Consider the following 19,134-nt stretch of genomic DNA (forward strand, 5'->3'; position numbering starts at 1 on the left):
AGGCCATGAAGCATAAAGCCCTGTTTTCCGCGGCCCTGATGGGCCTTTCCGCAACCGCCGCGCATGCGGCCGAGCCGGTGACCGGCCGCTGGCTGACCGAGGGAGGCGCGGCGATCGTCGCGATCAAGCCGTGCGGTCAGAATCTCTGCGGCGCGATCGAGCGCGTCGTGAAGCCGACGCCCGGCGGCCCGACCACCGATGCGAAGAACCCGAACCCGGCACTGCGCAACCGCCCCTATGTCGGCATCACGATCCTGAGCGGCTTCACCAACAACGGCGACGACTGGCGCGGCCAGATCTATGATCCCAAGTCGGGCAAGACCTATCGCTCGATCATCAAGGCGGCGGGTAACACGCTGGACGTGAAGGGTTGCATCGCGGTCTTCTGCCGCAGCCAGACCTGGACGCGGGTCCGCTAATTGGTCGCCGGCGCCCGCAACGGGCGCCGGCCCATCAAACTGTGAAGCTCTCGCCGCAGCCGCAGGCGCCCTTGGCATTCGGGTTGGCGAAGACGAAGCCGGCGGTAAAGTCGTCCTCCACCCAATCCATCGTCGAGCCGATCAGGTACAGCACCGATCCGCCATCGACGAAGAAGGTACCCCCCGGCGTCTCGATCCGCTCGTCCATCGGATTGGCGGCGGCGACGTAATCGACCGAATAGGCAAGGCCCGAACAGCCGCGCCGCGGGGTCGACAGCTTGACGCCGACCGATCCCTCAGGCGCGCGCGACATGAGGTCGGCGACGCGCGCCTCCGCGGCGGGGGTCAGATGGATTGCCTGCGGGCGCGCACGGATGGTCGTCGTCATTTCACAGCATCCCGAGTTCGAGGCGCGCCTCGTCGGACATCTTCATCGGGTCCCAAGGCGGGTCCCAGACGAGGTTGACGTCAACCGCGCCGACGCCCGGCACGCTGCCGACACGAAGCTCGACCTCGGTCGGCATCGTCTCCGCCACCGGACAGTGCGGGGTGGTCAGCGTCATCGTGACCGCGGCGTGGCCGTCGTCCGACACTTCGACGCCGTAGATCAAGCCCAGGTCGTAGATGTTGACCGGGATTTCGGGGTCGTAAATGTCCTTCAGCGCCGCGATGATCGCGTCATAGGTTTCGCCGCCGGGCTGCCCCGCGGCCACGCCCACGGGCTTTTGCGCGAGGAAGCCGTCCAGATAGTCGCGCGTCCGCTCCGCGCGCGGTGCGGCGTCCTCCGCGTCGCTCACGCGGGCGCGGGGCGGGGGGGCGACGGCATCGACTTCTTCGACCTTAATATTGTCAGCCATTATCCGAAAATCCGTGTAACGCGTTCAATTCCTTCGACCAGCGCGGCTACGTCGCGCGGGCCGTTATAGACGCCGAAGCTGGCGCGCGCGGTCGCCGGGATGCCAAGATGGTCCATCAGCGGCTGCGCGCAATGGTGCCCCGCGCGGATCGCCACGCGGCCTTCGTCCAGGATCGTGCCGACGTCGTGCGGGTGCACGCCCTCGACCATGAAGCTGACGATGCCCGCCGAGTCCGCCGGGCCGAACAGCCGGACCGAATTCAGGCCCGACAACGCCTCCCGAGCCTCGCGAACCAGTGCGCCCTCATGCGCGTGGATCGCCTCCAGCCCGATCGCGTCGACATAGTCGATCGCCGCGTGCAAGCCGAGAACGCCGACGATATGCGGGGTCCCGGCCTCGAACCGCGCGGGCGGGGCCGCATAGGTGGTGCCGGCGAACGAGACCTTGTCGATCATCGCACCGCCACCCTGATAGGGCGGCATCGCTTCGAGCAGATCGCCGCGACCCCACAGCACACCGATTCCAGTCGGACCGTAAAGCTTGTGCGCGGAAAAGACATAGAAGTCGCAATCGAGCGCCTGAACATCGACGGGGAGCCGCGGCACCGCCTGGCACCCATCGAGCAGCAATTTCGCGCCGACGCCGTGGGCCAGATCGGCCGCGCGCTTTGCATCGAGCACCGCGCCGGTCACGTTCGACACATGCGCCAGCGCGACCAGCTTGTGTGCGGGCGTCAGCATCGCCGCCATGGCATCGAGGTCGATCGCGTGATCCGCGGTAAGTGGCACCACGTCGATCACCGCGCCGACGCGCTGGGCGACCAGCTGCCACGGCACGATGTTCGAGTGATGCTCGAGCTGTGACAGCAGGATGCGATCGCCCGCCCCGAGCTGCGTCGCCGCCCAGCATTGCGCGACGAGGTTAATCCCCTCGGTCGCGCCGCGGACGAACACGCATTCGTCGGGACTGGCCGCACCGATGAACCCGGCCACCCGCCGCCGCGCCGCCTCGTACGCCAGCGTCATGTCGGCGCTGCGCTGATAGACGCCGCGATGCACCGTCGCATAGGTCGTGTCATAGGCGCGAGTGATCGCGTCGATCACCGCTTGCGGCTTCTGCGCCGTCGCGGCGGTGTCGAGATACGCCCAGCCCTCGGGAATCGCCGGAAAGTCGGCGAGCCGGTCGAGCGGGCGGGCGTTGGTCAGCGTGGTCATAGCGCTTCGTTCAGCCAGGCTTCGGCGTCGGCGGCGAACACCTCGCGCACCGCCTCGTCCTCGATCCGGTCAATCGCGTCGGCGACGAAGGCACGGGTCAGCATCGCCTTGGCCGGTCCCTGGGGCAGGCCGCGCGACTGGAGGTAGAACAGCGCCTGTTTATCGAGTTCGCCCACCGTCGCGCCGTGCGCGCACTTCACATCGTCTGCGAAGATTTCGAGCTCGGGCTTCAGGTTTACGGTTGCCGTACGGTGCAAGAGAAGCCCGCGAAGCGATTGTTCGCCGTCGGTTTTCTGTGCCCCGCGCGCCACGTCGACCCGAGCCGCAAGACTGGCGGCCGAGCGATCGGCGGCGACCGCGCGCCAGATCTGGCGGCTCGCACCGTCGAGCGCGGAATGGCGGACCGTAACCGCGCATTCCTGTCGCTGCTCACCGCGGGTCAGCAGCGCGCCGCCCATCTCGGCGAGGCCGCCGTCGCCGGTGACGACGAGTTCGCCGTCGATCCGGCTCGCAGCCTTCCCTGCGCCGAGGAAGATGCTGGCAAGGCTCGCCGCCGCGCCAATCTCGGCCTCTTCGCGCAGGCTGACAAACCCCGACGCCTGGAGCAGGCGGACCGATCGCGTGAGACGCGCGCCCTCGGCCAGACGGATCGTCGTCAGGCGGTTGGTCCAGCCGGCGCCGACAAAGGTTTCGACGATCGAGGCGTCCGCATTGCGACTGAGTTCGATGACGCCGGGCAGGTGGTTCTCGCCGCCCGTCGCGACGTGGACGATCTGGATTACCGCGACCGTCTGCTCCGCCGCGAGCGTCAACCGCCAGCCGTCTCCTGCGGTCACCGCGCCGAGAGGGTGTGCGGTCGCCGGGCTGATCGCCTCGACCGACACCTCGCCCGGTGTGCTAAGTTTAGGCTGGTACATGCCGTCCCGAAACACGAGGCGCGGGCCATCGCCCTCGATCCAAAGTCCATCGAGCGCGGGCGCACTGCCACGATCCGTCGACCGAGCCGCCTCCAGCGCGGCGAGGTCGGTCCAGCGCCACGCTTCCATCCGGTTGGTGGGAAGCTGCGTCACGCCGCGATCGCTCCATAGCCTTCGCGCTCCAGTTCAAGCGCGAGCTCCGGCCCGCCCGAACGAATGATGCGCCCATCGGCCAGCACGTGGACGAAATCGGGGCGGACATAGTCGAGCAGCCGCTGATAGTGCGTGATGAGCACCACCGCCTTGTCCGGCGCGCGCATGATGCGGTTGATGCCGTCGCCGACGATGCGAAGGGCATCGATGTCGAGGCCGCTGTCGGTCTCGTCCAGGACGGCGATGCGCGGGTCGAGGATGCCCATCTGGACCATTTCGTTGCGCTTCTTCTCGCCGCCCGAAAAGCCGACGTTCACAGGCCGCTTGAGCATTTCCGCGTCCATGCCGAGCGCCGCCGCCTGTGCGCGCGCCACCTTGAGGAACTCGGCGCCCGACAGCGGCGCCTCGCCGCGCGCACGGCGCTGGCTGTTCAGCGCCTCCCGCAGGAAATGGAGGTTCGAGATGCCGGGGATTTCGACCGGATACTGGAAGCCGAGGAACAGGCCCGCGGCCGCACGCTCATGCGCTTCCATCTCGAGCAGGTCGTCGCCCTCAAGGCTGACCGAGCCAGCCGTCACCTCATAAGCCGCGCGGCCGCCGAGCACGTAACCGAGCGTCGACTTGCCGGCGCCGTTGGGCCCCATGATCGCATGCACCTCGCCCGCATTCACGGTGAGCGAGAGGCCCTTGAGGATGGGCTTGCCGTCGATTTCGGCGTGGAGGTCTTCAATCCTGAGCATCATCAACCTGCTTTGAAGCGAAATAGGTGTCGAGAAAGCGCGCGCGACCGTCGCGGACGCAGGTGCGAAAGGCCTCGCCGCGGCCCTTGTCGAGGCAATGCATCGCCACCTCGCACACGCCGTTGTCGATCGCCGCGTCGCCGCTGGTGCGCGTCACCCGGCAGCGGCGCTTGCCGGTGACGAGATTGCGGCCGACGGTCCCCCGCGTGGCGTCGAACCGCTTGCCGACGACGACAAGGTCGGCGTCCTGCACCAGCAAGGCGAGGGCCAGCGCAATCACGGCTTCGGCGCGTCAGACAGATCGCCGTCGACCTGTTCGGCGGACACTGGATCCTCGAGCACCTTGCGCGTCGAGGCGTCGACCTTGTCGAACATCGCCGCATCATCCGGCCGCGCGGACTTGCGCTTCGGCGCGCAAAGCTTGAGCGCGGCGTCATGGATCGCGAGGCGGGCAGCAACGTCGGCGGGCGGGTCGATCATCGCTGGGTCGGCATTGATCCGCGACGACAAGCAATCGGCATAGCCGGCCACCGCATCGCTCGGCGTCACCTGCGCGAAAAGGAGCAGCGCGAGGATCACCCGACGCTCCCTTCGAGACTGATGCCGAGCAGCTTCTGTGCCTCGACCGCGAACTCCATCGGCAGCTGCTGCAGCACTTCCTTGGCGAAGCCGTTGACGATCAGCGCGACCGCCGCTTCCTGATCCAGCCCGCGCTGCATCGCGTAGAACATCTGGTCGTCGCTGATCTTCGATGTCGATGCCTCATGCTCGATCTGCGCCGAGGGGTTGCGCACCTCGATATATGGCACCGTATGCGCGCCGCACTGGTCGCCGAGCAGCAGGCTGTCGCACTGGGTGAAGTTGCGCACGCCCTCTGCGGCCGGCGCGACGCGGACGAGGCCGCGATAGGTATTGTCCGACCGTCCCGCGCTGATCCCCTTCGATACGATCGTCGATCGCGACCCCTTACCGTTGTGGATCATCTTCGTGCCGGTATCTGCCTGCTGGCGGCCGTTGGTCACGGCGACCGAATAGAACTCGCCGACGCTGTTCTCGCCGTTCAGCACGCAGCTCGGATACTTCCAGGTGATCGCGCTGCCGGTCTCGACCTGTGTCCACGACACCTTGCTGTTCCGACCCTGGCAAAGCGCGCGCTTGGTGACGAAGTTGTAGATGCCGCCGACGCCGTTCTCATCGCCCGGATACCAGTTCTGGACGGTCGAATATTTGATCTCGGCATCGTCGAGCGCGACCAGTTCGACCACCGCGGCGTGAAGCTGGTTCTCGTCGCGCATCGGCGCGGTGCAGCCCTCGAGATAGGACACATATGCGCCCTTGTCGGCGACGATCAGCGTCCGCTCGAACTGGCCGGTATTCTCGGCATTGATGCGGAAATAGGTCGACAGCTCCATCGGGCAGCGGACGCCTTCCGGAATGTAGACGAAGGTGCCGTCGGAAAAGACCGCGCAGTTGAGCGTGGCGAAATAATTGTCGCGCATCGGCACGACCTTGCCCAGCCACTGGCGGACGAGGTCGGGATATTCGCGGATCGCCTCGCTGATCGAACGGAAGATGACGCCTGCCGCCTCCAGCTCCTTGCGGAACGTGGTCGCGACCGAAACGCTGTCGAACACCGCGTCGACCGCCACCCGGCGTGCGCCCTCGACGCCGGCCAGCACTTCCTGCTCGGCGATCGGGATGCCGAGCTTCTCGTACGTCCGCCGAATCTCGGGATCGAGCTCGTCGAGCGACGCGATCGTCTTCTTCGCCTTCGGCTCGGCGTAGTAGTACGCGTCCTGATAGTCGATCGGCGGCACGTTGAGCTTGGCCCAGTCGGGTGCCTCCATCGTCTGCCACAGGCGGAACGCCTTGAGCCGCCAGTCGAGCATCCATTCGGGCTCGTCCTTCTTGGCGCTGATGTAGCGGACGGTGTCCTCGGTCAGGCCCTTGGGCGCGAATTCCTGCTCGACCTCGGTCGCGAAGCCCCACTCGTACTTCTTGTTGGCGGCGGCCAGCGCCTCGGCGTTCTTCGGCGCGACGGCGGTATCGGTCATGCTTCGGCTCCAACGCGCGCAGGCTGGTGCGCGCCGATCAAATTACTGAGGGTGACGCCGGCCAGCGCGCCGCGGACGGCACCGTTGACCGCGTCCCAATGGGGGCGGACGTCGCACGACCCCTCGATCGCGCAGTCGTGGCGGCCATGCTCGACGCACGGGGTCATCGCGATGGGGCCCTCGATCGCCTCGACGATGTCGGCCAGCGTGATCGCGGCGGGCGGGCGGGCGAGGCGAAAGCCACCGCCGGTGCCGCGCGAGCTTTCGATGAGGCCCGCCGCCGACAGCCGGCTGACGAGCTTCTGCACCGTCGGCAGCGGCAGTCCCGTCTCCGCTGCCAGCAGCGTCGCGTTGAGGCGCACCGACCCGCACTGGCGGGCGGCGGCGCGCATCATCACGACGGCATAGTCGGCCTGGGCGGAAAGGCGCATGGGTTCCTAATCGGATGGTTTCGTTCCGATTGCCATGTGGGCGCGCGGGCGCGGGGGGTCAAGCCCGTTCGGGTGTCGCAGGCTCTGGTGGGGCCAGCTCATTGAATGCGGCGGGCGACAGGGTCATCGCCAGTACCGGGTCCATGCGAGAGGCAAGCGTCCCCGGCGTGTGACCGGTGAAATGCTTGATCTCGCGGATCATGTGCGGCTGGTCGTAGAATGCCTCCGCCACCTCGCGCGCATCCGCGCCGTCGGCCAGCGCGGTGGCGGCGCGCAATGCACGGAACTTGCGCTCGAGGAGCTTAGGCGGGGCGCCGAAATAATGGTTCACCAGCCGCACGACCTGGCGCGACGACAGCGGGATCGCATCGAACAGCGCCGCCACGCGCGGTGCATCGCTGCTCGACAGCCACTGGCGGACCGATTCGCAGAGGCGTTGATGCTCGGGCGGGACCGGCCGCGCGCGTTCGAGCAGGAACGGTTCGACCACCGCCGCCATCGCCGCCACGTTGTCCAGCGTGCGCAGATGCTCGAGCAGCGCGCTTCCCGCCGGGCCGAATACGGCCTCGCCATCGGTGACGTGGTCGGCGCGCTCGTGCGCGGGAATGCCGATCAGCGAAGACCAGCCCACGGGGCGCAGCGCCGCGCCGAAGCAGTGAAAGGGCCCCTCCACCCGGTACGCCGCCGCGCCCGTTCCGGGGCCGTTAACCATGATCGGGCAAGAGGGTTCGACATGCCCCTCGGCAAAGGTCAGGTGGCCACTACCTTTCAGCATGAAGCGGATCTGCCCGACGTCCGCGCGCTCGATCCCCTCCACCACCGGCTCATCGGATCGATAGAGATAGAAGATCGTCACCAGCGGCGCGATCGCCGGCGACGGTTGGTGGAAATCCAGCAACATCGACACGCTTCCCTGTTGGCGAAGTCGCCCCCGATGCCCCCGGGGAACGATGTCGCGTGCCACGGCGATGCCGGGATCGATCGGAAAGCGAAAGCGGGAAAGTGTGGGGGAGGCCCAAAAGCCGTGTACGCCGGACCGAAAAAAAGGGAGCGGCCGCTCACGAATGAGGGCCGCTCCTAGAAAAAGGCCCCTGTTAGGAACCTCTTGGGTCGCAAGGCTGCTCTAAGCGCGTCGATCGAGTCGGTCTTGTACGGATATGACAAAAAGGATGTAGTCGCGAAACGAACGCGTCCCCCTCATCCTCCGACACATCCCGAGCGTTGCGCCGGGTCAGCTCCGCCGGAACACGCCGCACGCGATCCGGCTGCCGCTGTTGCCCGAAGGATCGGTCCGCATGTCGTCCGGGCCCGCATGGATCATCATCGCCGAGCCGTCGGCGTCGAACAAGCCGTCGAACGTGCCGCCGGGCAGCGTCACGGTGAGGACGCCCGACCCATCTGTACCGACGTCGAGATTGGGCATGTCGCCCGCATGCGGCCCGGCCGGATTTTCCATGCCGTGCTTCTTCGCCATCGGGTTCCAGTGACCGCCGGCGGTCTCGAACGTCGGCGCGTCGCAGCGGCCGACCGTGTGGACATGGGCGCCATGCGCGCCGGGCGGCATGTTGCGGCCCTCGACCACGATCTGGATGCCGTCGCTCATCGCCGTCGCCGTCGCGCGGCCGACCGACTGGCCGTTGGCGGTCATCAGGTCCGCGACCGCCGTGGGTTCGGCCGTGCCGCCGCCGTTGCCGTTCATCGTGCACCCGCCAAGGCCCACGCCGCCCAGCGCGATACCCGCCATCGCCAGTTTCAGTCCGCTCCGCATCTCGTCCTCCTGCCTGTTGTTCGCTTGCGAATGCGCCAGGGCTTGCCCGGTTCCGCGGCGGGTTGACCAGTGCCACCGTTCGAGCGATATTCGTATCAACTGATACCATCTTTGGAGGATGCCGCCGTGGAGCATATGGACGTCAATCCGCTGGGCCTCGACGGGTTCGAGTTCTGCGAGTTCTCCTCGGCCGATCCCGAGCGGATGGGGGCGCAGCTCGAGGCAATGGGCTTCACTGCCTTCTCGACGCATCCGAACCGCGACGTGGTCCGCTACAAGCAGGGGCGGATCAATCTTCTCCTCAACCGCATGAGCGAAGGCCACGCCGCCGATTTCCGCGCCGCACACGGGCCGTCTGCGGCGGGGATGGCGTTCCGCGTCGCTGACGCCAAGGCAGCGTTCGACAATGCCGTAGCCCGCGGCGCCAAGCCCGCCGACGCGTCGAACGGTGCGCTGGGCGAGGGCTATGTGCTGGAGGGGATCGGCGGCTCAATGCTGTATCTCGTCGACCGGCATGGCGATGCCGGCAGCCTCTATGCCGACTGGACGCCGATCGAGGGCGCGGAGGAAGCCGAGGCGCGCAATTCGGTCGGCCTCGACCTGCTCGACCACCTCACGCACAATGTCCGGCGCGGGCAGATGCGCGTGTGGTCGGAGTTCTACAACCGCATCTTCAACTTCGAAGAGCAGAAGTATTTCGACATCAAGGGCAAGGCGACCGGCCTGTTCAGCCAGGCGATGATCGCTCCCGACAAGGCGATCCGCATCCCCCTGAACGAAAGCCAGGACGAGAAGAGCCAGATCGAGGAGTTCATCCGCGACTATAATGGCGAGGGGATCCAGCACCTCGCCTTCACCACCGACGACATCTACGCAACGGTTGAGAAGCTGCGCGACCGCGGGGTGAAGCTTCAGGACACGATCGAGACCTACTACGAACTCGTCGACAAGCGCGTGCCGGGGCATGGCGAGGACCTCGACCGGCTGAAGAAGAACCGCATCCTGATCGACGGCAATGTCGGCGAGGAGGGTATCCTGCTCCAGATCTTCACCGAGAATCAGTTCGGGCCGATCTTCTTCGAGATCATCCAGCGCAAGGGGAACGAAGGCTTCGGTGCCGGCAATTTCCAGGCGCTGTACGAATCGATCGAGCTGGACCAGATCCGGCGCGGCGTCATCACGGTCGACGCGTAAGCGTCGGCCGGATGCCGAGCGCAGACGAGGCGCCGCGCCCGGCCGGCACGGCAAGCCGGGCATAAGGCCCGGCTTTGCCGGGTCCGACGCCCGGCGGGAGAAAGAACGGAGGTTGCGATGAGCGAAGGTTACATCCCCGGTTTCGGCAACCACGTCTCGACCCAGGCGGTGCCCGGCGCCCTCCCGATCGGCCGCAACTCGCCGCAGCGGCCCGCCTTCGGCCTCTATGCCGAGCAGCTCTCGGGCACCGCGTTCACCGCGCCGCGGCACGAGAATCGGCGTTCGTGGCTCTATCGCCTGCGCCCCACTGCCGAGCATCCGCCGTTCGCGCGCTACACCGGCGCGGCGCGGTTCGCGCCGAAGGCGGATCGGACGCCGCTCGCCCCCAACCGCCTGCGCTGGGACCCGCAAGCTTTACCGGACGCAGGCGGGCAGGGCGTCGACCTCATCGACGGCATGACGACGATGCTGACCAACCGCGATCCGGCCGACCTGGAGGGCGTCGCGCTCCACATCTATGCCGCCGACCGCGACATGGACGCGCGCGTCTTTCAGAATGCGGATGGCGAGATGCTGTTCATTCCCGAGCAGGGCCGCCTGACACTGCTGACCGAGATGGGCCGCATCGACCTTTCGCCGGGCCAGATCGCTGTGGTGCCGCGCGGCGTCCGCTTCCGTGCGCTGCTGCCCGATGGGGCGGCGCGTGGTTATGTCGCGGAGAATTATGGGAGCCTGTTCCGGCTCCCGGATCTCGGCCCGATCGGTGCCAATGGCCTCGCCAACCCGCGCGATTTCGAGACGCCCGTCGCCTGGTTCGAAGACCGCGACGAGCGGTTCGAGGTCGTGCAGAAGTTCATGGGCGCGCTTTGGACGACGACGCTCGATCACAGCCCGCTCGACGTTGTCGCTTGGCATGGGAACTTCGCCCCCTACCGCTATGATCTGGCGCGGTTCAACACGATCAACACCGTCAGCTTCGACCATCCCGATCCGTCGATCTTCACCGTGCTGACCAGCCCCAGCGACGTCCCCGGCCGCGCGAACGCCGACTTCGTCATCTTCCCGCCGCGCTGGATGGTGGCGGAGGACACGTTCCGCCCGCCCTGGTTCCATCGCAACGTTATGTCGGAGGCGATGGGGCTGATCCACGGCGCCTATGACGCCAAGGCGGAGGGTTTCCGGCCCGGCGGGCTCAGCCTCCACAACCTGATGGCCGGGCACGGCCCCGACGTGGCGACGTGGGAGAAGGCGAGCGCCGCCGACCTTCAGCCGCACAAGATCGACGGGACGATGGCGTTCATGGTCGAAAGCTGCTGGCCCTATCGTCCGACCGCGCATGCGCTGGCAACGGCGCAGCCCGACTACGACGCCGCCTGGGCGCCGTTCCCCAAGGCGAAGCTGCCCGGATGAGCGAGGCGCCCGCGGGTAGCCGCGTGTTCGCGACGCCGCCGGGCGTCACGCTCGGGCCGGTCGACCTGATCGCCGAGGGGGCGGCGCGCAACTTCGTGCTGCAACTGCGGGCGGGCCGCTTTCACGGTTTCGTCGTGCGAAGGGGCGATGAGGTGATCGGTTATGTCGATCGCTGCCCGCATATGGGCGTACCGCTGGCGCAGCAGCTTGACGGCTATCTCTCGCCCGCCGGCGACCGCATCGTCTGTAGCTGGCACGGCGCCGTGTTTCGCATCGAGGATGGCGAGTGCCTGGGCGGGCCGTGTCCGAACACGCGGCTGACGCCGTGGCCCGTGACGGTCCGGGACGGAAAGATCGTTACCGGCTGAGCCCGCGCACGATCTTCGCGGCGAGCCCCGGCCCGTGATAGACGAGCGCCGAATAGAGCTGCACCAGCGACGCCCCCGCGTCGAGCCGTGCCTGTGCCTCCGCCGCCGAGTCGATGCCGCCTGCCGAGATGATCGGCAACTGCCCGCCCATCGCCGACACCGCGTCGCTCAGTATCCGGCGGGCAAGGGGCGCCAGCGGCTTGCCCGACAGCCCGCCCGTTTCCTTCGCGTTCGCCGATGTCAGCGTATCGGGCCGTGAGATCGTCGTGTTCGACACGATCAGCGCGTCGATCCCATGATCGATCGCCGCGCGCACCACCACGTCCAACCCCGCCCGGTCGAGGTCTGGCGCGATCTTCAGGAACAGCGGCACCCGCTCACCGCCGCCGCGCCGCGCGTCGTCGCTGGCGGCGAGAAGCTCGCCCAGCGCCGGCTGTGATTGCAGGTCGCGCAGGCCCGGCGTGTTGGGGCTGCTGATATTGATCGTCACATAGTCGGCCAGCGGCGCGACCTTTGCCACCGCGGTTGCATAATCGGCGACGCGGTCGGTCGAGTCCTTGTTGGCGCCGACATTGATGCCGAGGATGCCCCTCTTGCGCCGCGCCGCGCGGATGCGGGGCAGGGCGGCGTCGATCCCGCCATTGTTAAAGCCCATCCGGTTGACGACGCCCTCGTCCTCGATCAGCCGGAACAGGCGGGGCTGTGGATTGCCCGCCTGTGGCCGGGGCGTCAGCGTGCCCACCTCGACGAAGCCGAAGCCGAGGCCGAGGAACCCGTCGATCGCCTCGGCATCCTTGTCGACGCCAGCGGCGAGGCCCACGGGGTTGGGAAAATCGAGGCCGGCGATGCGGACAGGCTTCGCCTTCGGCCGGACGGCGAACGGCGTTCCGGCCTTGCCCCAGGCCGACAGCGCCCGGATCGTCAGGCGATGCGCCTTCTCCGGATCGAGCGCGAACAGGGCGGGGCGATAGAGCGGGGCGGCCATGGCGCGTGCTCTGCCAGCGGGTGCCGAAGCACGCTAGGGTTGATTTGCGCGCGCGCATGGGGTTTCGGAACGGCGAACGGTCAGTTGGACCGCAAAGGACGATGATGAGCGAGCTTCAAACCCTTCAGGCCGACCTTCTCGCGCGCATCGACGGCGCCGCGAGCATCGAGGCGGTCGAGGCGATCCGCGTCGAGGCGCTGGGCAAGCAGGGGCGCATCACCGCGCTTCTCAAGTCGCTGGGCGGGATGACGCCCGAAGAGCGGCTGGTCGAGGGGCCGGCGATCCACGCGCTGCGCGAGGGCGTGACGGCGGCGATCGGGACTCGCAAGGCGGCGCTGGAGCGGGCGGCACTCGACGCGAAGCTTGCGGCCGAGACGCTCGACATGACGCTCCCCGCCGATCGCACCCCGCCGGGCAGCGTGCATCCGGTCAGCCAGGTGCTCGACGAACTTGCCGAAATCTTTGCCGACCTGGGCTTCGCGGTGGCGAGCGGGCCGGAGATCGAGGACGACTGGCACAATTTCTCGGCGCTCAACATCCCGGAGACGCATCCGGCGCGCGCGATGCACGACACGTTCTACTTCCCCAATGAGGGGGAGAAGCGGATGCTGCTGCGGACGCACACGTCGCCGGTGCAGATCCGGACGATGCTGAAGGACAAGCCGCCGATCCGCATCATCGCGCCCGGCCGCGTGTATCGCAGCGACAGCGACGCCACGCACACGCCGATGTTCCATCAGATCGAGGGGCTGGTGATCGACCGCGGTATCACGCTCGGTCACCTCAAATGGACGCTGGAGACGTTCCTGAAGGCGTTCTTCGAGCGGGACGACATCGTCCTGCGCCTGCGTTCGTCCTACTTCCCCTTCACCGAACCCTCGGTCGAGATCGATGTCGGCTACTCGATCGTGAACGGCAAGCGGGTGATTGGCGGGTCCGACGGCTGGCTGGAAGTGCTCGGCAGCGGCATGGTCCATCGCAAGGTGATCGAGGCGTGCGGCCTCGACCCCAGCGAGTGGCAGGGCTTCGCATTCGGCACCGGCGTCGATCGGCTGGCGATGCTCAAATACGGCATGGACGACCTGCGCGCCTTCTTCGACGGCGACCTGCGCTGGCTGCGCCATTACGGCTTCGCCGCGCTCGACGTGCCGACGCTGTCGGGCGGCGTCGGCGTGCCGGCCTGAACAAGATACGTCACCCCAGCGAAAGCTGGGGTCGTCCGCGGCCAAGTCGCACCATTTCAGAAAGACCCCAGCCTTCGCTGGGGTGACGGGTTGAAACGATGAAGTTCACGCTGAGCTGGCTCAAGTCGCACCTCGACACGGCTGCCGACCTCGACACGATCCTGACCACGCTGACGCGCATCGGGCTGGAGGTCGAGGGCGTCGACAACCCGGCCGAGCGGCTGGCGGGCTTCCGCATCGCGCGGGTGCTGACCGCCGAGCGGCATCCGCAGGCCGACAAGCTGCAGGTCCTGTCGGTCGATACCGGCGAGGGCGCGCCGCTTCAGGTCGTGTGCGGGGCGCCCAATGCGCGTGCAGGGCTGGTCGGCGTGCTCGGCACCCCGGGCGCGGTGGTGCCCGCCAACGGAATGCAGCTTCGCGTGTCGGCGATCCGCGGCGTCGAATCAAACGGCATGATGTGTTCTAGCCGCGAGCTGGAACTCGGCGACGACCATGACGGTATCATCGAGCTGGGCGAGGATGCGCCGGTCGGCATGCCTTTCGCAGCGTTCGCCGGCCTCGACGATCCGATGATCGAGGTGTCGGTGACACCCAATCGCCAGGATTGCATGGGCGTGCGCGGCATCGCCCGCGACCTTGCCGCCGCGGGGATCGGCACGCTGAAGTCGCTGGAGGCAGCGTACCGCCTCGACGCGCCGCTCGTCCCGGTCGAAGGCAGCGGTCCCGCGCCCGAAGTGCGAATCGAGGATGCCGAGGGCTGCCCCGCCTTCTACGCACAGGCCGTCCGCGGCGTGGCCAACGGCGCGTCGCACGACTGGCTGCGGCGTTACCTGACCGCGATCGGGCAGAAGCCGATCTCGGCGCTGGTCGACATCACCAACTTCGTCTCGGTCGATCTCGGCCGCCCGCTACACGTCTATGACATGGCGAAGCTGAGCGGACCGCTGACCGCGCGCCGGGCGAAGGCGGGCGAGCAGGTGCTGGCGCTCAACGGCAAGACCTATACGCTGACCGAGGGCATGACGGTGATCGCCGACGACGCCGCGGTCCACGATATCGGCGGCATCATGGGCGGCGAGGAATCGGGCGTGGGCGAGACGACGACCGACGTGCTGATCGAATGCGCCTATTTCACGCCGGAGGCGATCGCGCGGACGGGACAGGCGCTGGCGCTGACCAGCGATGCGCGGCAGCGGTTCGAACGCGGGGTCGACCCGGCCTTCCTCGACCAGGGCCTCGCCATCGCGACGCATCTCGTCACCGCGCTGTGCGGCGGTAGGCCGTCGGCGATCACGCGGGCCGGCGAGGCGCCGCTCGGCACCCGGCACTTCGCTTACGACCCGGCGCTCGCCGGGAGCCTCGGCGGGTTGGAAGTGCTGCCGGTCCGTCAGCGCGAAATCCTCGCCTCGCTGGGGTTCGAAGTTAGCGACGAGTGGCAGGTCACGCCGCCGACCTGGCGCCGCGACGTGGACGGCCCCGCCGACATCGTCGAGGAGGTCATCCGTATCGTCGGCCTCGACAACGTGCCCTCGACCCCGCTGCCGCGTGCCGAGGGCGTGGCGCGCCCGACCGCGACGCCCGAGCAGCGCACCGAGCGTCGCCTGCGCCGTGCCGCCGCCGCGCGCGGCCTCAACGAGGCGGTGACGTGGAGCTTCCTTCCCGTCGCCCAGGCCGAGGTGTTCGGGGGTGGGGCGTGGACGCTCGCCAATCCGATCAGCGAGGACATGAAGGTCATGCGCCCGTCGCTGCTCCCCGGCCTGCTGGCGGCGGCGCAGCGCAACCTGTCGCGCGGGGCGACCAGCGTGCGGCTATTCGAGTTCGGCCGTCGCTATCTCGCCGATGCCGAGCGGCCGACGCTCGCCGTCGTGCTGGCGGGCGAGCGGTCGGCGCGCGGCTGGCAGGGCGGAAAGGCGCAGGCGTTCGACGCCTACGACGCCAAGGCCGAAGCGCTCGCGCTGCTCGAGGCCGCCGGCGCGCCGGTCGCCAACCTGCAGGTGATGCGCGAGGCGGGCGAGGCGTGGCATCCCGGCCAGTCGGGCACGCTGCGGCTGGGGCCCAAGACGGTGCTGGCCGCGTTCGGGACCGTCCATCCCTCGGTCGCACGGGCGTTCGACCTTGGCGGGCCGGTGGCGGCGGTCGAGCTCTATCCGGATGCGATCCCGGCCAAGCGGTCGTCGGGCTTCATGCGCGCCGCCTATGCGCCGCCTGCGCTACAGGCCGTGCGCCGCGACTTCGCATTCCTGGTGCCCGCATCGCTGTCGGCCGAGCAACTCGTCCGCGCGGTGCGCGGCGCCGACAAGGCGGCGATCGTCGAGGCGCGACTGTTCGACGTGTTCGAGGGCGCCGGCGTGGGCGAGGGGATGAAGAGCCTCGCGGTCGAGATCGTGCTTCAGCCCGGCGAGAAGAGCTTTACCGATGCAGACCTGAAGGGCATCGCCGACCGCGTCGTCGCCGCGGCCGGCAAGCTCGGCGCAGTGCTGCGCGGTTGAACGCTAGCCGGCCGGGGCGAACCCGGCCGGCAGCGCGCTTACTCGACGTAGATGCCGACGACCTTCCAGGCGCCGTTCTCGCGCTCGAAGGTGACGGTTTCGACCGCATCGGGCTTGTTCGCGTACTGTGCGCGGAACTTGACCACCTGATAGCCGGCGGGCGGGGCGGGAAGCTCTTCCTGCGCCAGGAAAGTCCGCGTCTTTACCTTGCCGAAGCGAGCGCGAACCTGCTCGGAAGTCTTTGCCCAAACCGCCTCGGTATTGAGTTTCCGGAACGCCGCGCCGGTGCCGCGATAGGTGCCGGCCCAGTCGTCGCGATCGAGCTGCGCCAGCCATTGCGTCGCCGCCTCTATGACCGAGGCGTTGGCGGAGGCCTGGGTCGCTGGCGCAATACCCGGAAGCGTGGGGGAACCGATGCCGATCACGGCAGCGAGGGCGAGGGTGAGGGACATGAGCGACACTCCGATGATCGCGGCGGGGCCGATCCGCCGCCGGGCGCCGTCGACCGGCGCTGCGGCCTGATTGCGCTGTCCGGTCGCGGAATCTTCCCCGATTCCATTGTTCCCAACGGTTTCGGGGATGCCGCCCTCTGCCTCGAACAGCAGGCGCGCGGCCTCGCGGCTGCTCGGCACCGCCAGCTTTCGGCGCGCCTCGCGAAGCCGCTCGTTGATCGTGTGGACGGATAGGTCGAGCGCACGCGCGGCCGACTTGGCGTCATGACCGCGCACGATCAGGCGTAGCGTCGCCTTCTCCTTGTCGGTCAACGTGTCGAGGTCGCGAAGGGACATCTGCATGCCCCAGACTAGGGGGCGCGGCGGGCGCCCCGCTACCCCAAAATCCTTGTAGGGTGCCGCTTACTCGCCGCGGTTCAGCGCGGGGTCGGGCTCCAGCAGGCGATGAAGATGCACGACGACATACTTCATCTCGGCATCGTCGACGGTCCGCTGCGCGGCGGCACGCCAAGCCTTTTCGGCGCTGGCATAGTCGGGGAACAGGCCGACGATATCGAGGCCCTTCAGATCGGTGAAGTCGAGGGTCTGCGGATCGCTCACGCGGCCGCCGAAGACGAGATGAAGCTTGCTCATGCGCCAAGGTTCCGATGCTAGGGGCTGTACCCGCGCTCGCGGCGGGCTTCGTCAGACCGCATAGCGGAATCGGCGGGTGGCTCAAGGGTGTCGGGGTGGCAGCAACGAAACGTCACTGCTGGAGGCGGCGGAGAGCCGATATAGAAAACACCGTACCCCGGCCTGCGCCGGGGTACGATCGATAGGTCAGGCCGCCGACTTCACCGCGTCGCGCGCTGCGCTGGCGACGTTGCCGAGCAGAGCCGACGCCTTTTCCTTAGCGTTGTGCTTGTCGGGGATAAGCGCCTCGATTTCTTGGCGACCGGCGTCGCGGGCGGCGCGCACCACGGCACCCGCGCTCTCGGTCAGGCGCTTGCCGAGCGGCCCCAGCGTCTCGCGCTCGCGCTGCGTGCGGGGCAGGAGCGCACCGATGGCGATGCCGATCGCGACGCCGCCGAGCAGCGCGGCGAGCGGATTACTCTCGATCTGGTCGGCGGTCTTGTTCGCCGCCTTGGTCGCGGCGTCCTTCGTTACCTCGACGGCGTGCGTCGTCGTTTCCTTCGTCGCCTCGACCGCATGGGTTGCGGCGTCGCGGGCGCGGTCGGTCAGGCTGGCCTTGGTCGGATCGATGTCGGTCATGAGGGATGTCCTTCGACGAGTTCGATGGGATCGGGTTCGGGGGCTGGTGACGGGGTCAGCCGGCGGAAAAGGCCGAAGATCGGCTTGCGGGCGAGGAGCAGGAGCGCGCCGCCCGCGACCGAACCGGCGAGCACGGGCCGCGCCCGAGCGGTTTCGACGGTCTGTTCGGCCACGTCGATCGCTTTCTCGCGGGCACTTTCCACTGCCTCGCTGACGAGCGTGGCGGGCGACAGGCGCGTCTTCAGCCGGTCGAGATTGCCGATCAGGTCCGCGCGCGCCGCGTCGGCCTCGGCCCGGGCTTTCGCCGCGCTCATGCCGCACCGCCAAAGGCACGGCGGATGCGCGACAGGCCCAGCAGGCCGAGGATCGCGGTCACCACCAGCGCGGCGATAACGACGATCAGCGTGGCGATGCCGGTACCGACATGCGGCGCCAGCGTGAGGACGAGGCCGACGAGCAACGCCGCCAACGCCGCTTGCGCGATCCCTGCCGCGGCGATGGCCAAGCCGATCCCAAGCCCGGCATCCTTGCCGCGCTCGGACACCAGCGCCTTGCCATAGGCGACCTCTGCGCGCGCCCACCGCTTGGCATCGTCGACCGCCTGCATCGCCAGCGCGGCGATGCCGGGTTCCTCGGTTGGCGAAGTGGCCACGGGCAAATTCAGACCGTCGTCTTGGTCGTGACGGCCGGCTCGACGCCCGCCTTGACGACGCGCGCGAGGACGAAGCCGAGCGCCGCCGCAGTGCCGATCGCGACCGCCGGGCTCTTGCGAACCAGGCCGCGCACGTCCTCGAGCAGTTCGTCGACATCCTTGGCATCGAGCTGGCTGGCGAAGCCGCCGAGCGACTGCGCGGCCGACCGGGCATATTGGCCGTACTGCTCGCCCAGCTTGTCGTCGACCTGGCCCGCGGCGTCTTCCATCATCTTGGCGAACTCATTGAGCGCGCCCGATGCCTTGGCCTTCCCGTCGCCCGCCAGCGAGCGCGCCTTGTCGGCGGCCTGGGTGCCGAGCTTCGACGCTTCGGTCTTGATCGTGTCCTTGGTGGTGCGCGCGGTCGACGCTTCGAACGTCACGTCGCCCGCCTCAGCCTTCAGCGGCACCGCGGGTTCGAACGTCGGTTCGACGTTGTTGTGGTCAGCCATTTGAAATCCCTCCGTCGTTTGCCGAACAACCGCATGGCCTCGTGGGGGTTCCATACGAAACGACGCCCGGCACCGTTTGCGCCCCCGGCATCGGCCCGCTAAGGG

Annotated in this window: 24 protein-coding genes; 6 read left to right on the plus strand and 18 right to left on the minus strand. The window is 68.2% G+C overall.

The features are described 5' to 3' along the window. Nucleotides 1-5 precede the first annotated feature (5 nt). On the plus strand, nt 6-419 hold the full coding sequence (locus FHR19_RS14885; RefSeq protein ID WP_184029944.1) for a DUF2147 domain-containing protein: 414 nt from the start codon (nt 6-8) through the stop codon (nt 417-419). A 34-nt stretch (nt 420-453) separates the two neighbouring features. Here FHR19_RS14885 and FHR19_RS14890 read toward each other — a convergent pair whose 3' ends face one another. The 11 genes from FHR19_RS14890 to FHR19_RS14940 form a co-directional block, all read right to left on the minus strand. Further along, nucleotides 454-807, minus strand: a complete 354-nt coding sequence (locus FHR19_RS14890; RefSeq protein WP_184029947.1) for a HesB/IscA family protein — start codon at nt 805-807, stop codon at nt 454-456. A 1-nt stretch (nt 808) separates the two neighbouring features. After that, complete coding sequence (locus tag FHR19_RS14895) at nt 809-1,276, minus strand: SUF system Fe-S cluster assembly protein (protein WP_184029950.1); 468 nt, start codon at nt 1,274-1,276, stop codon at nt 809-811. Then, a complete protein-coding gene (locus FHR19_RS14900) occupies nt 1,276-2,490 on the minus strand; it encodes a cysteine desulfurase (RefSeq protein ID WP_184029953.1) in 1,215 nt (404 codons plus the stop codon). Before FHR19_RS14900 ends, FHR19_RS14895 begins: the two co-directional genes overlap by 1 nt. After that, nucleotides 2,487-3,560, minus strand: coding sequence for a SufB/SufD family protein (locus FHR19_RS14905; protein WP_343053288.1), 1,074 nt, complete (start codon nt 3,558-3,560; stop codon nt 2,487-2,489). The genes FHR19_RS14900 and FHR19_RS14905 overlap by 4 nt, the downstream gene beginning before the upstream one ends. Next, the gene (gene sufC / locus FHR19_RS14910) at nt 3,557-4,300 is read right to left on the minus strand and encodes a Fe-S cluster assembly ATPase SufC (RefSeq protein WP_184030211.1); all 744 of its coding nucleotides are present in this window, start codon (nt 4,298-4,300) and stop codon (nt 3,557-3,559) included. The genes FHR19_RS14905 and sufC overlap by 4 nt, the downstream gene beginning before the upstream one ends. Next, nucleotides 4,287-4,580 carry a hypothetical protein gene (locus tag FHR19_RS14915; RefSeq protein ID WP_184029956.1) on the minus strand — a complete coding sequence of 98 codons (294 nt, stop codon included), beginning with the start codon at nt 4,578-4,580 and terminating at the stop codon, nt 4,287-4,289. Before FHR19_RS14915 ends, sufC begins: the two co-directional genes overlap by 14 nt. Continuing rightward, on the minus strand, nt 4,577-4,879 hold the full coding sequence (locus FHR19_RS14920) for a hypothetical protein (RefSeq protein ID WP_184029959.1): 303 nt from the start codon (nt 4,877-4,879) through the stop codon (nt 4,577-4,579). Before FHR19_RS14920 ends, FHR19_RS14915 begins: the two co-directional genes overlap by 4 nt. Beyond that, on the minus strand, nt 4,876-6,354 hold the full coding sequence (gene sufB / locus FHR19_RS14925) for a Fe-S cluster assembly protein SufB (RefSeq protein WP_184029962.1): 1,479 nt from the start codon (nt 6,352-6,354) through the stop codon (nt 4,876-4,878). Before sufB ends, FHR19_RS14920 begins: the two co-directional genes overlap by 4 nt. After that, nucleotides 6,351-6,785 carry an SUF system Fe-S cluster assembly regulator gene (locus tag FHR19_RS14930; protein ID WP_184029965.1) on the minus strand — a complete coding sequence of 145 codons (435 nt, stop codon included), beginning with the start codon at nt 6,783-6,785 and terminating at the stop codon, nt 6,351-6,353. The genes sufB and FHR19_RS14930 overlap by 4 nt, the downstream gene beginning before the upstream one ends. A 58-nt stretch (nt 6,786-6,843) precedes the next feature. Continuing rightward, nucleotides 6,844-7,686, minus strand: coding sequence for a DUF6597 domain-containing transcriptional factor (locus tag FHR19_RS14935; protein ID WP_343053292.1), 843 nt, complete (start codon nt 7,684-7,686; stop codon nt 6,844-6,846). Between the two features lie 330 nt (nt 7,687-8,016). Further along, nucleotides 8,017-8,553, minus strand: a complete 537-nt coding sequence (locus tag FHR19_RS14940) for a superoxide dismutase family protein (RefSeq protein ID WP_184029971.1) — start codon at nt 8,551-8,553, stop codon at nt 8,017-8,019. 135 nt (nt 8,554-8,688) lie between these two features. Here FHR19_RS14940 and hppD point away from each other — a divergent pair, with 135 nt between their 5' ends. The 3 genes from hppD to FHR19_RS14955 all read left to right on the plus strand — a co-directional run bounded on the left by hppD (nt 8,689) and on the right by FHR19_RS14955 (nt 11,525). Next, the gene (gene hppD / locus FHR19_RS14945; RefSeq protein ID WP_184030213.1) at nt 8,689-9,747 is read left to right on the plus strand and encodes a 4-hydroxyphenylpyruvate dioxygenase; all 1,059 of its coding nucleotides are present in this window, start codon (nt 8,689-8,691) and stop codon (nt 9,745-9,747) included. A gap of 117 nt (nt 9,748-9,864) precedes the next feature. Beyond that, nucleotides 9,865-11,157 (plus strand): homogentisate 1,2-dioxygenase, encoded by a 1,293-nt coding sequence (gene hmgA / locus FHR19_RS14950; protein WP_184029974.1) that lies wholly within the window; start codon nt 9,865-9,867, stop codon nt 11,155-11,157. Then, entirely contained in the window at nt 11,154-11,525 is a 372-nt protein-coding gene (locus FHR19_RS14955) for a Rieske (2Fe-2S) protein (protein WP_184029977.1), read from the plus strand. The genes hmgA and FHR19_RS14955 overlap by 4 nt, the downstream gene beginning before the upstream one ends. Here FHR19_RS14955 and FHR19_RS14960 read toward each other — a convergent pair. Next, nucleotides 11,515-12,510: a quinone-dependent dihydroorotate dehydrogenase gene (locus FHR19_RS14960; protein WP_184029980.1), complete on the minus strand. Its 996-nt coding sequence runs from the start codon at nt 12,508-12,510 to the stop codon at nt 11,515-11,517. The two genes, FHR19_RS14955 and FHR19_RS14960, sit on opposite strands and share 11 nt — an antisense overlap. A gap of 101 nt (nt 12,511-12,611) precedes the next feature. Here FHR19_RS14960 and pheS point away from each other — a divergent pair, with 101 nt between their 5' ends. Further along, nucleotides 12,612-13,694, plus strand: coding sequence for a phenylalanine--tRNA ligase subunit alpha (gene pheS, locus FHR19_RS14965; RefSeq protein ID WP_425505974.1), 1,083 nt, complete (start codon nt 12,612-12,614; stop codon nt 13,692-13,694). Nucleotides 13,695-13,792: 98 nt separating this feature from the next. Continuing rightward, on the plus strand, nt 13,793-16,183 hold the full coding sequence (pheT, locus tag FHR19_RS14970; RefSeq protein ID WP_184029985.1) for a phenylalanine--tRNA ligase subunit beta: 2,391 nt from the start codon (nt 13,793-13,795) through the stop codon (nt 16,181-16,183). Between the two features lie 38 nt (nt 16,184-16,221). Here the strand turns inward: pheT and FHR19_RS14975 are convergent, their stop codons facing one another. The 6 genes from FHR19_RS14975 to FHR19_RS15000 form a co-directional block, all read right to left on the minus strand. Further along, the gene (locus FHR19_RS14975) at nt 16,222-16,971 is read right to left on the minus strand and encodes a helix-turn-helix domain-containing protein (RefSeq protein WP_184030215.1); all 750 of its coding nucleotides are present in this window, start codon (nt 16,969-16,971) and stop codon (nt 16,222-16,224) included. A gap of 66 nt (nt 16,972-17,037) precedes the next feature. Next, nucleotides 17,038-17,268: a DUF4170 domain-containing protein gene (locus FHR19_RS14980; protein ID WP_184029987.1), complete on the minus strand. Its 231-nt coding sequence runs from the start codon at nt 17,266-17,268 to the stop codon at nt 17,038-17,040. Nucleotides 17,269-17,454: 186 nt separating this feature from the next. Beyond that, nucleotides 17,455-17,886 carry a hypothetical protein gene (locus FHR19_RS17740; RefSeq protein ID WP_246359539.1) on the minus strand — a complete coding sequence of 144 codons (432 nt, stop codon included), beginning with the start codon at nt 17,884-17,886 and terminating at the stop codon, nt 17,455-17,457. Continuing rightward, the gene (locus FHR19_RS14990; RefSeq protein WP_184029989.1) at nt 17,883-18,200 is read right to left on the minus strand and encodes a DUF3618 domain-containing protein; all 318 of its coding nucleotides are present in this window, start codon (nt 18,198-18,200) and stop codon (nt 17,883-17,885) included. Before FHR19_RS14990 ends, FHR19_RS17740 begins: the two co-directional genes overlap by 4 nt. After that, complete coding sequence (locus tag FHR19_RS14995) at nt 18,197-18,538, minus strand: phage holin family protein (protein WP_184029991.1); 342 nt, start codon at nt 18,536-18,538, stop codon at nt 18,197-18,199. The genes FHR19_RS14990 and FHR19_RS14995 overlap by 4 nt, the downstream gene beginning before the upstream one ends. A gap of 8 nt (nt 18,539-18,546) precedes the next feature. Further along, nucleotides 18,547-19,029, minus strand: a complete 483-nt coding sequence (locus tag FHR19_RS15000) for a hypothetical protein (protein WP_184029993.1) — start codon at nt 19,027-19,029, stop codon at nt 18,547-18,549. Between the last annotated feature and the right edge of the window lie 105 nt (nt 19,030-19,134).

It is taken from the genome of Sphingomonas yantingensis, from assembly GCF_014199325.1.
In the GTDB taxonomy this organism is placed as follows: Bacteria; Pseudomonadota; Alphaproteobacteria; order Sphingomonadales; family Sphingomonadaceae; genus Sphingomonas; species Sphingomonas yantingensis.

What these genes read in the sequence shown, in the direction of transcription:
- FHR19_RS14885 (WP_184029944.1), top strand. Translation starts at nt 6, where the DNA reads ATGAAGCATAAAGCCCTGTTTTCCGCGGCCCTGATGGGCCTTTCCGCA.
- FHR19_RS14890 (WP_184029947.1), bottom strand. Translation starts at nt 807, where the DNA reads ATGACGACGACCATCCGTGCGCGCCCGCAGGCAATCCATCTGACCCCC.
- FHR19_RS14895 (WP_184029950.1), bottom strand. Translation starts at nt 1,276, where the DNA reads ATGGCTGACAATATTAAGGTCGAAGAAGTCGATGCCGTCGCCCCCCCG.
- FHR19_RS14900 (WP_184029953.1), bottom strand. Translation starts at nt 2,490, where the DNA reads ATGACCACGCTGACCAACGCCCGCCCGCTCGACCGGCTCGCCGACTTT.
- sufC (WP_184030211.1), bottom strand. Translation starts at nt 4,300, where the DNA reads ATGCTCAGGATTGAAGACCTCCACGCCGAAATCGACGGCAAGCCCATC.
- sufB (WP_184029962.1), bottom strand. Translation starts at nt 6,354, where the DNA reads ATGACCGATACCGCCGTCGCGCCGAAGAACGCCGAGGCGCTGGCCGCC.
- FHR19_RS14930 (WP_184029965.1), bottom strand. Translation starts at nt 6,785, where the DNA reads ATGCGCCTTTCCGCCCAGGCCGACTATGCCGTCGTGATGATGCGCGCC.
- FHR19_RS14935 (WP_343053292.1), bottom strand. Translation starts at nt 7,686, where the DNA reads ATGTTGCTGGATTTCCACCAACCGTCGCCGGCGATCGCGCCGCTGGTG.
- FHR19_RS14940 (WP_184029971.1), bottom strand. Translation starts at nt 8,553, where the DNA reads ATGCGGAGCGGACTGAAACTGGCGATGGCGGGTATCGCGCTGGGCGGC.
- hppD (WP_184030213.1), top strand. Translation starts at nt 8,689, where the DNA reads ATGGACGTCAATCCGCTGGGCCTCGACGGGTTCGAGTTCTGCGAGTTC.
- hmgA (WP_184029974.1), top strand. Translation starts at nt 9,865, where the DNA reads ATGAGCGAAGGTTACATCCCCGGTTTCGGCAACCACGTCTCGACCCAG.
- FHR19_RS14955 (WP_184029977.1), top strand. Translation starts at nt 11,154, where the DNA reads ATGAGCGAGGCGCCCGCGGGTAGCCGCGTGTTCGCGACGCCGCCGGGC.
- FHR19_RS14960 (WP_184029980.1), bottom strand. Translation starts at nt 12,510, where the DNA reads ATGGCCGCCCCGCTCTATCGCCCCGCCCTGTTCGCGCTCGATCCGGAG.
- pheS (WP_425505974.1), top strand. Translation starts at nt 12,612, where the DNA reads ATGATGAGCGAGCTTCAAACCCTTCAGGCCGACCTTCTCGCGCGCATC.
- pheT (WP_184029985.1), top strand. Translation starts at nt 13,793, where the DNA reads ATGAAGTTCACGCTGAGCTGGCTCAAGTCGCACCTCGACACGGCTGCC.
- FHR19_RS14975 (WP_184030215.1), bottom strand. Translation starts at nt 16,971, where the DNA reads ATGTCCCTTCGCGACCTCGACACGTTGACCGACAAGGAGAAGGCGACG.
- FHR19_RS14980 (WP_184029987.1), bottom strand. Translation starts at nt 17,268, where the DNA reads ATGAGCAAGCTTCATCTCGTCTTCGGCGGCCGCGTGAGCGATCCGCAG.
- FHR19_RS17740 (WP_246359539.1), bottom strand. Translation starts at nt 17,886, where the DNA reads ATGACCGACATCGATCCGACCAAGGCCAGCCTGACCGACCGCGCCCGC.
- FHR19_RS14990 (WP_184029989.1), bottom strand. Translation starts at nt 18,200, where the DNA reads ATGAGCGCGGCGAAAGCCCGGGCCGAGGCCGACGCGGCGCGCGCGGAC.
- FHR19_RS15000 (WP_184029993.1), bottom strand. Translation starts at nt 19,029, where the DNA reads ATGGCTGACCACAACAACGTCGAACCGACGTTCGAACCCGCGGTGCCG.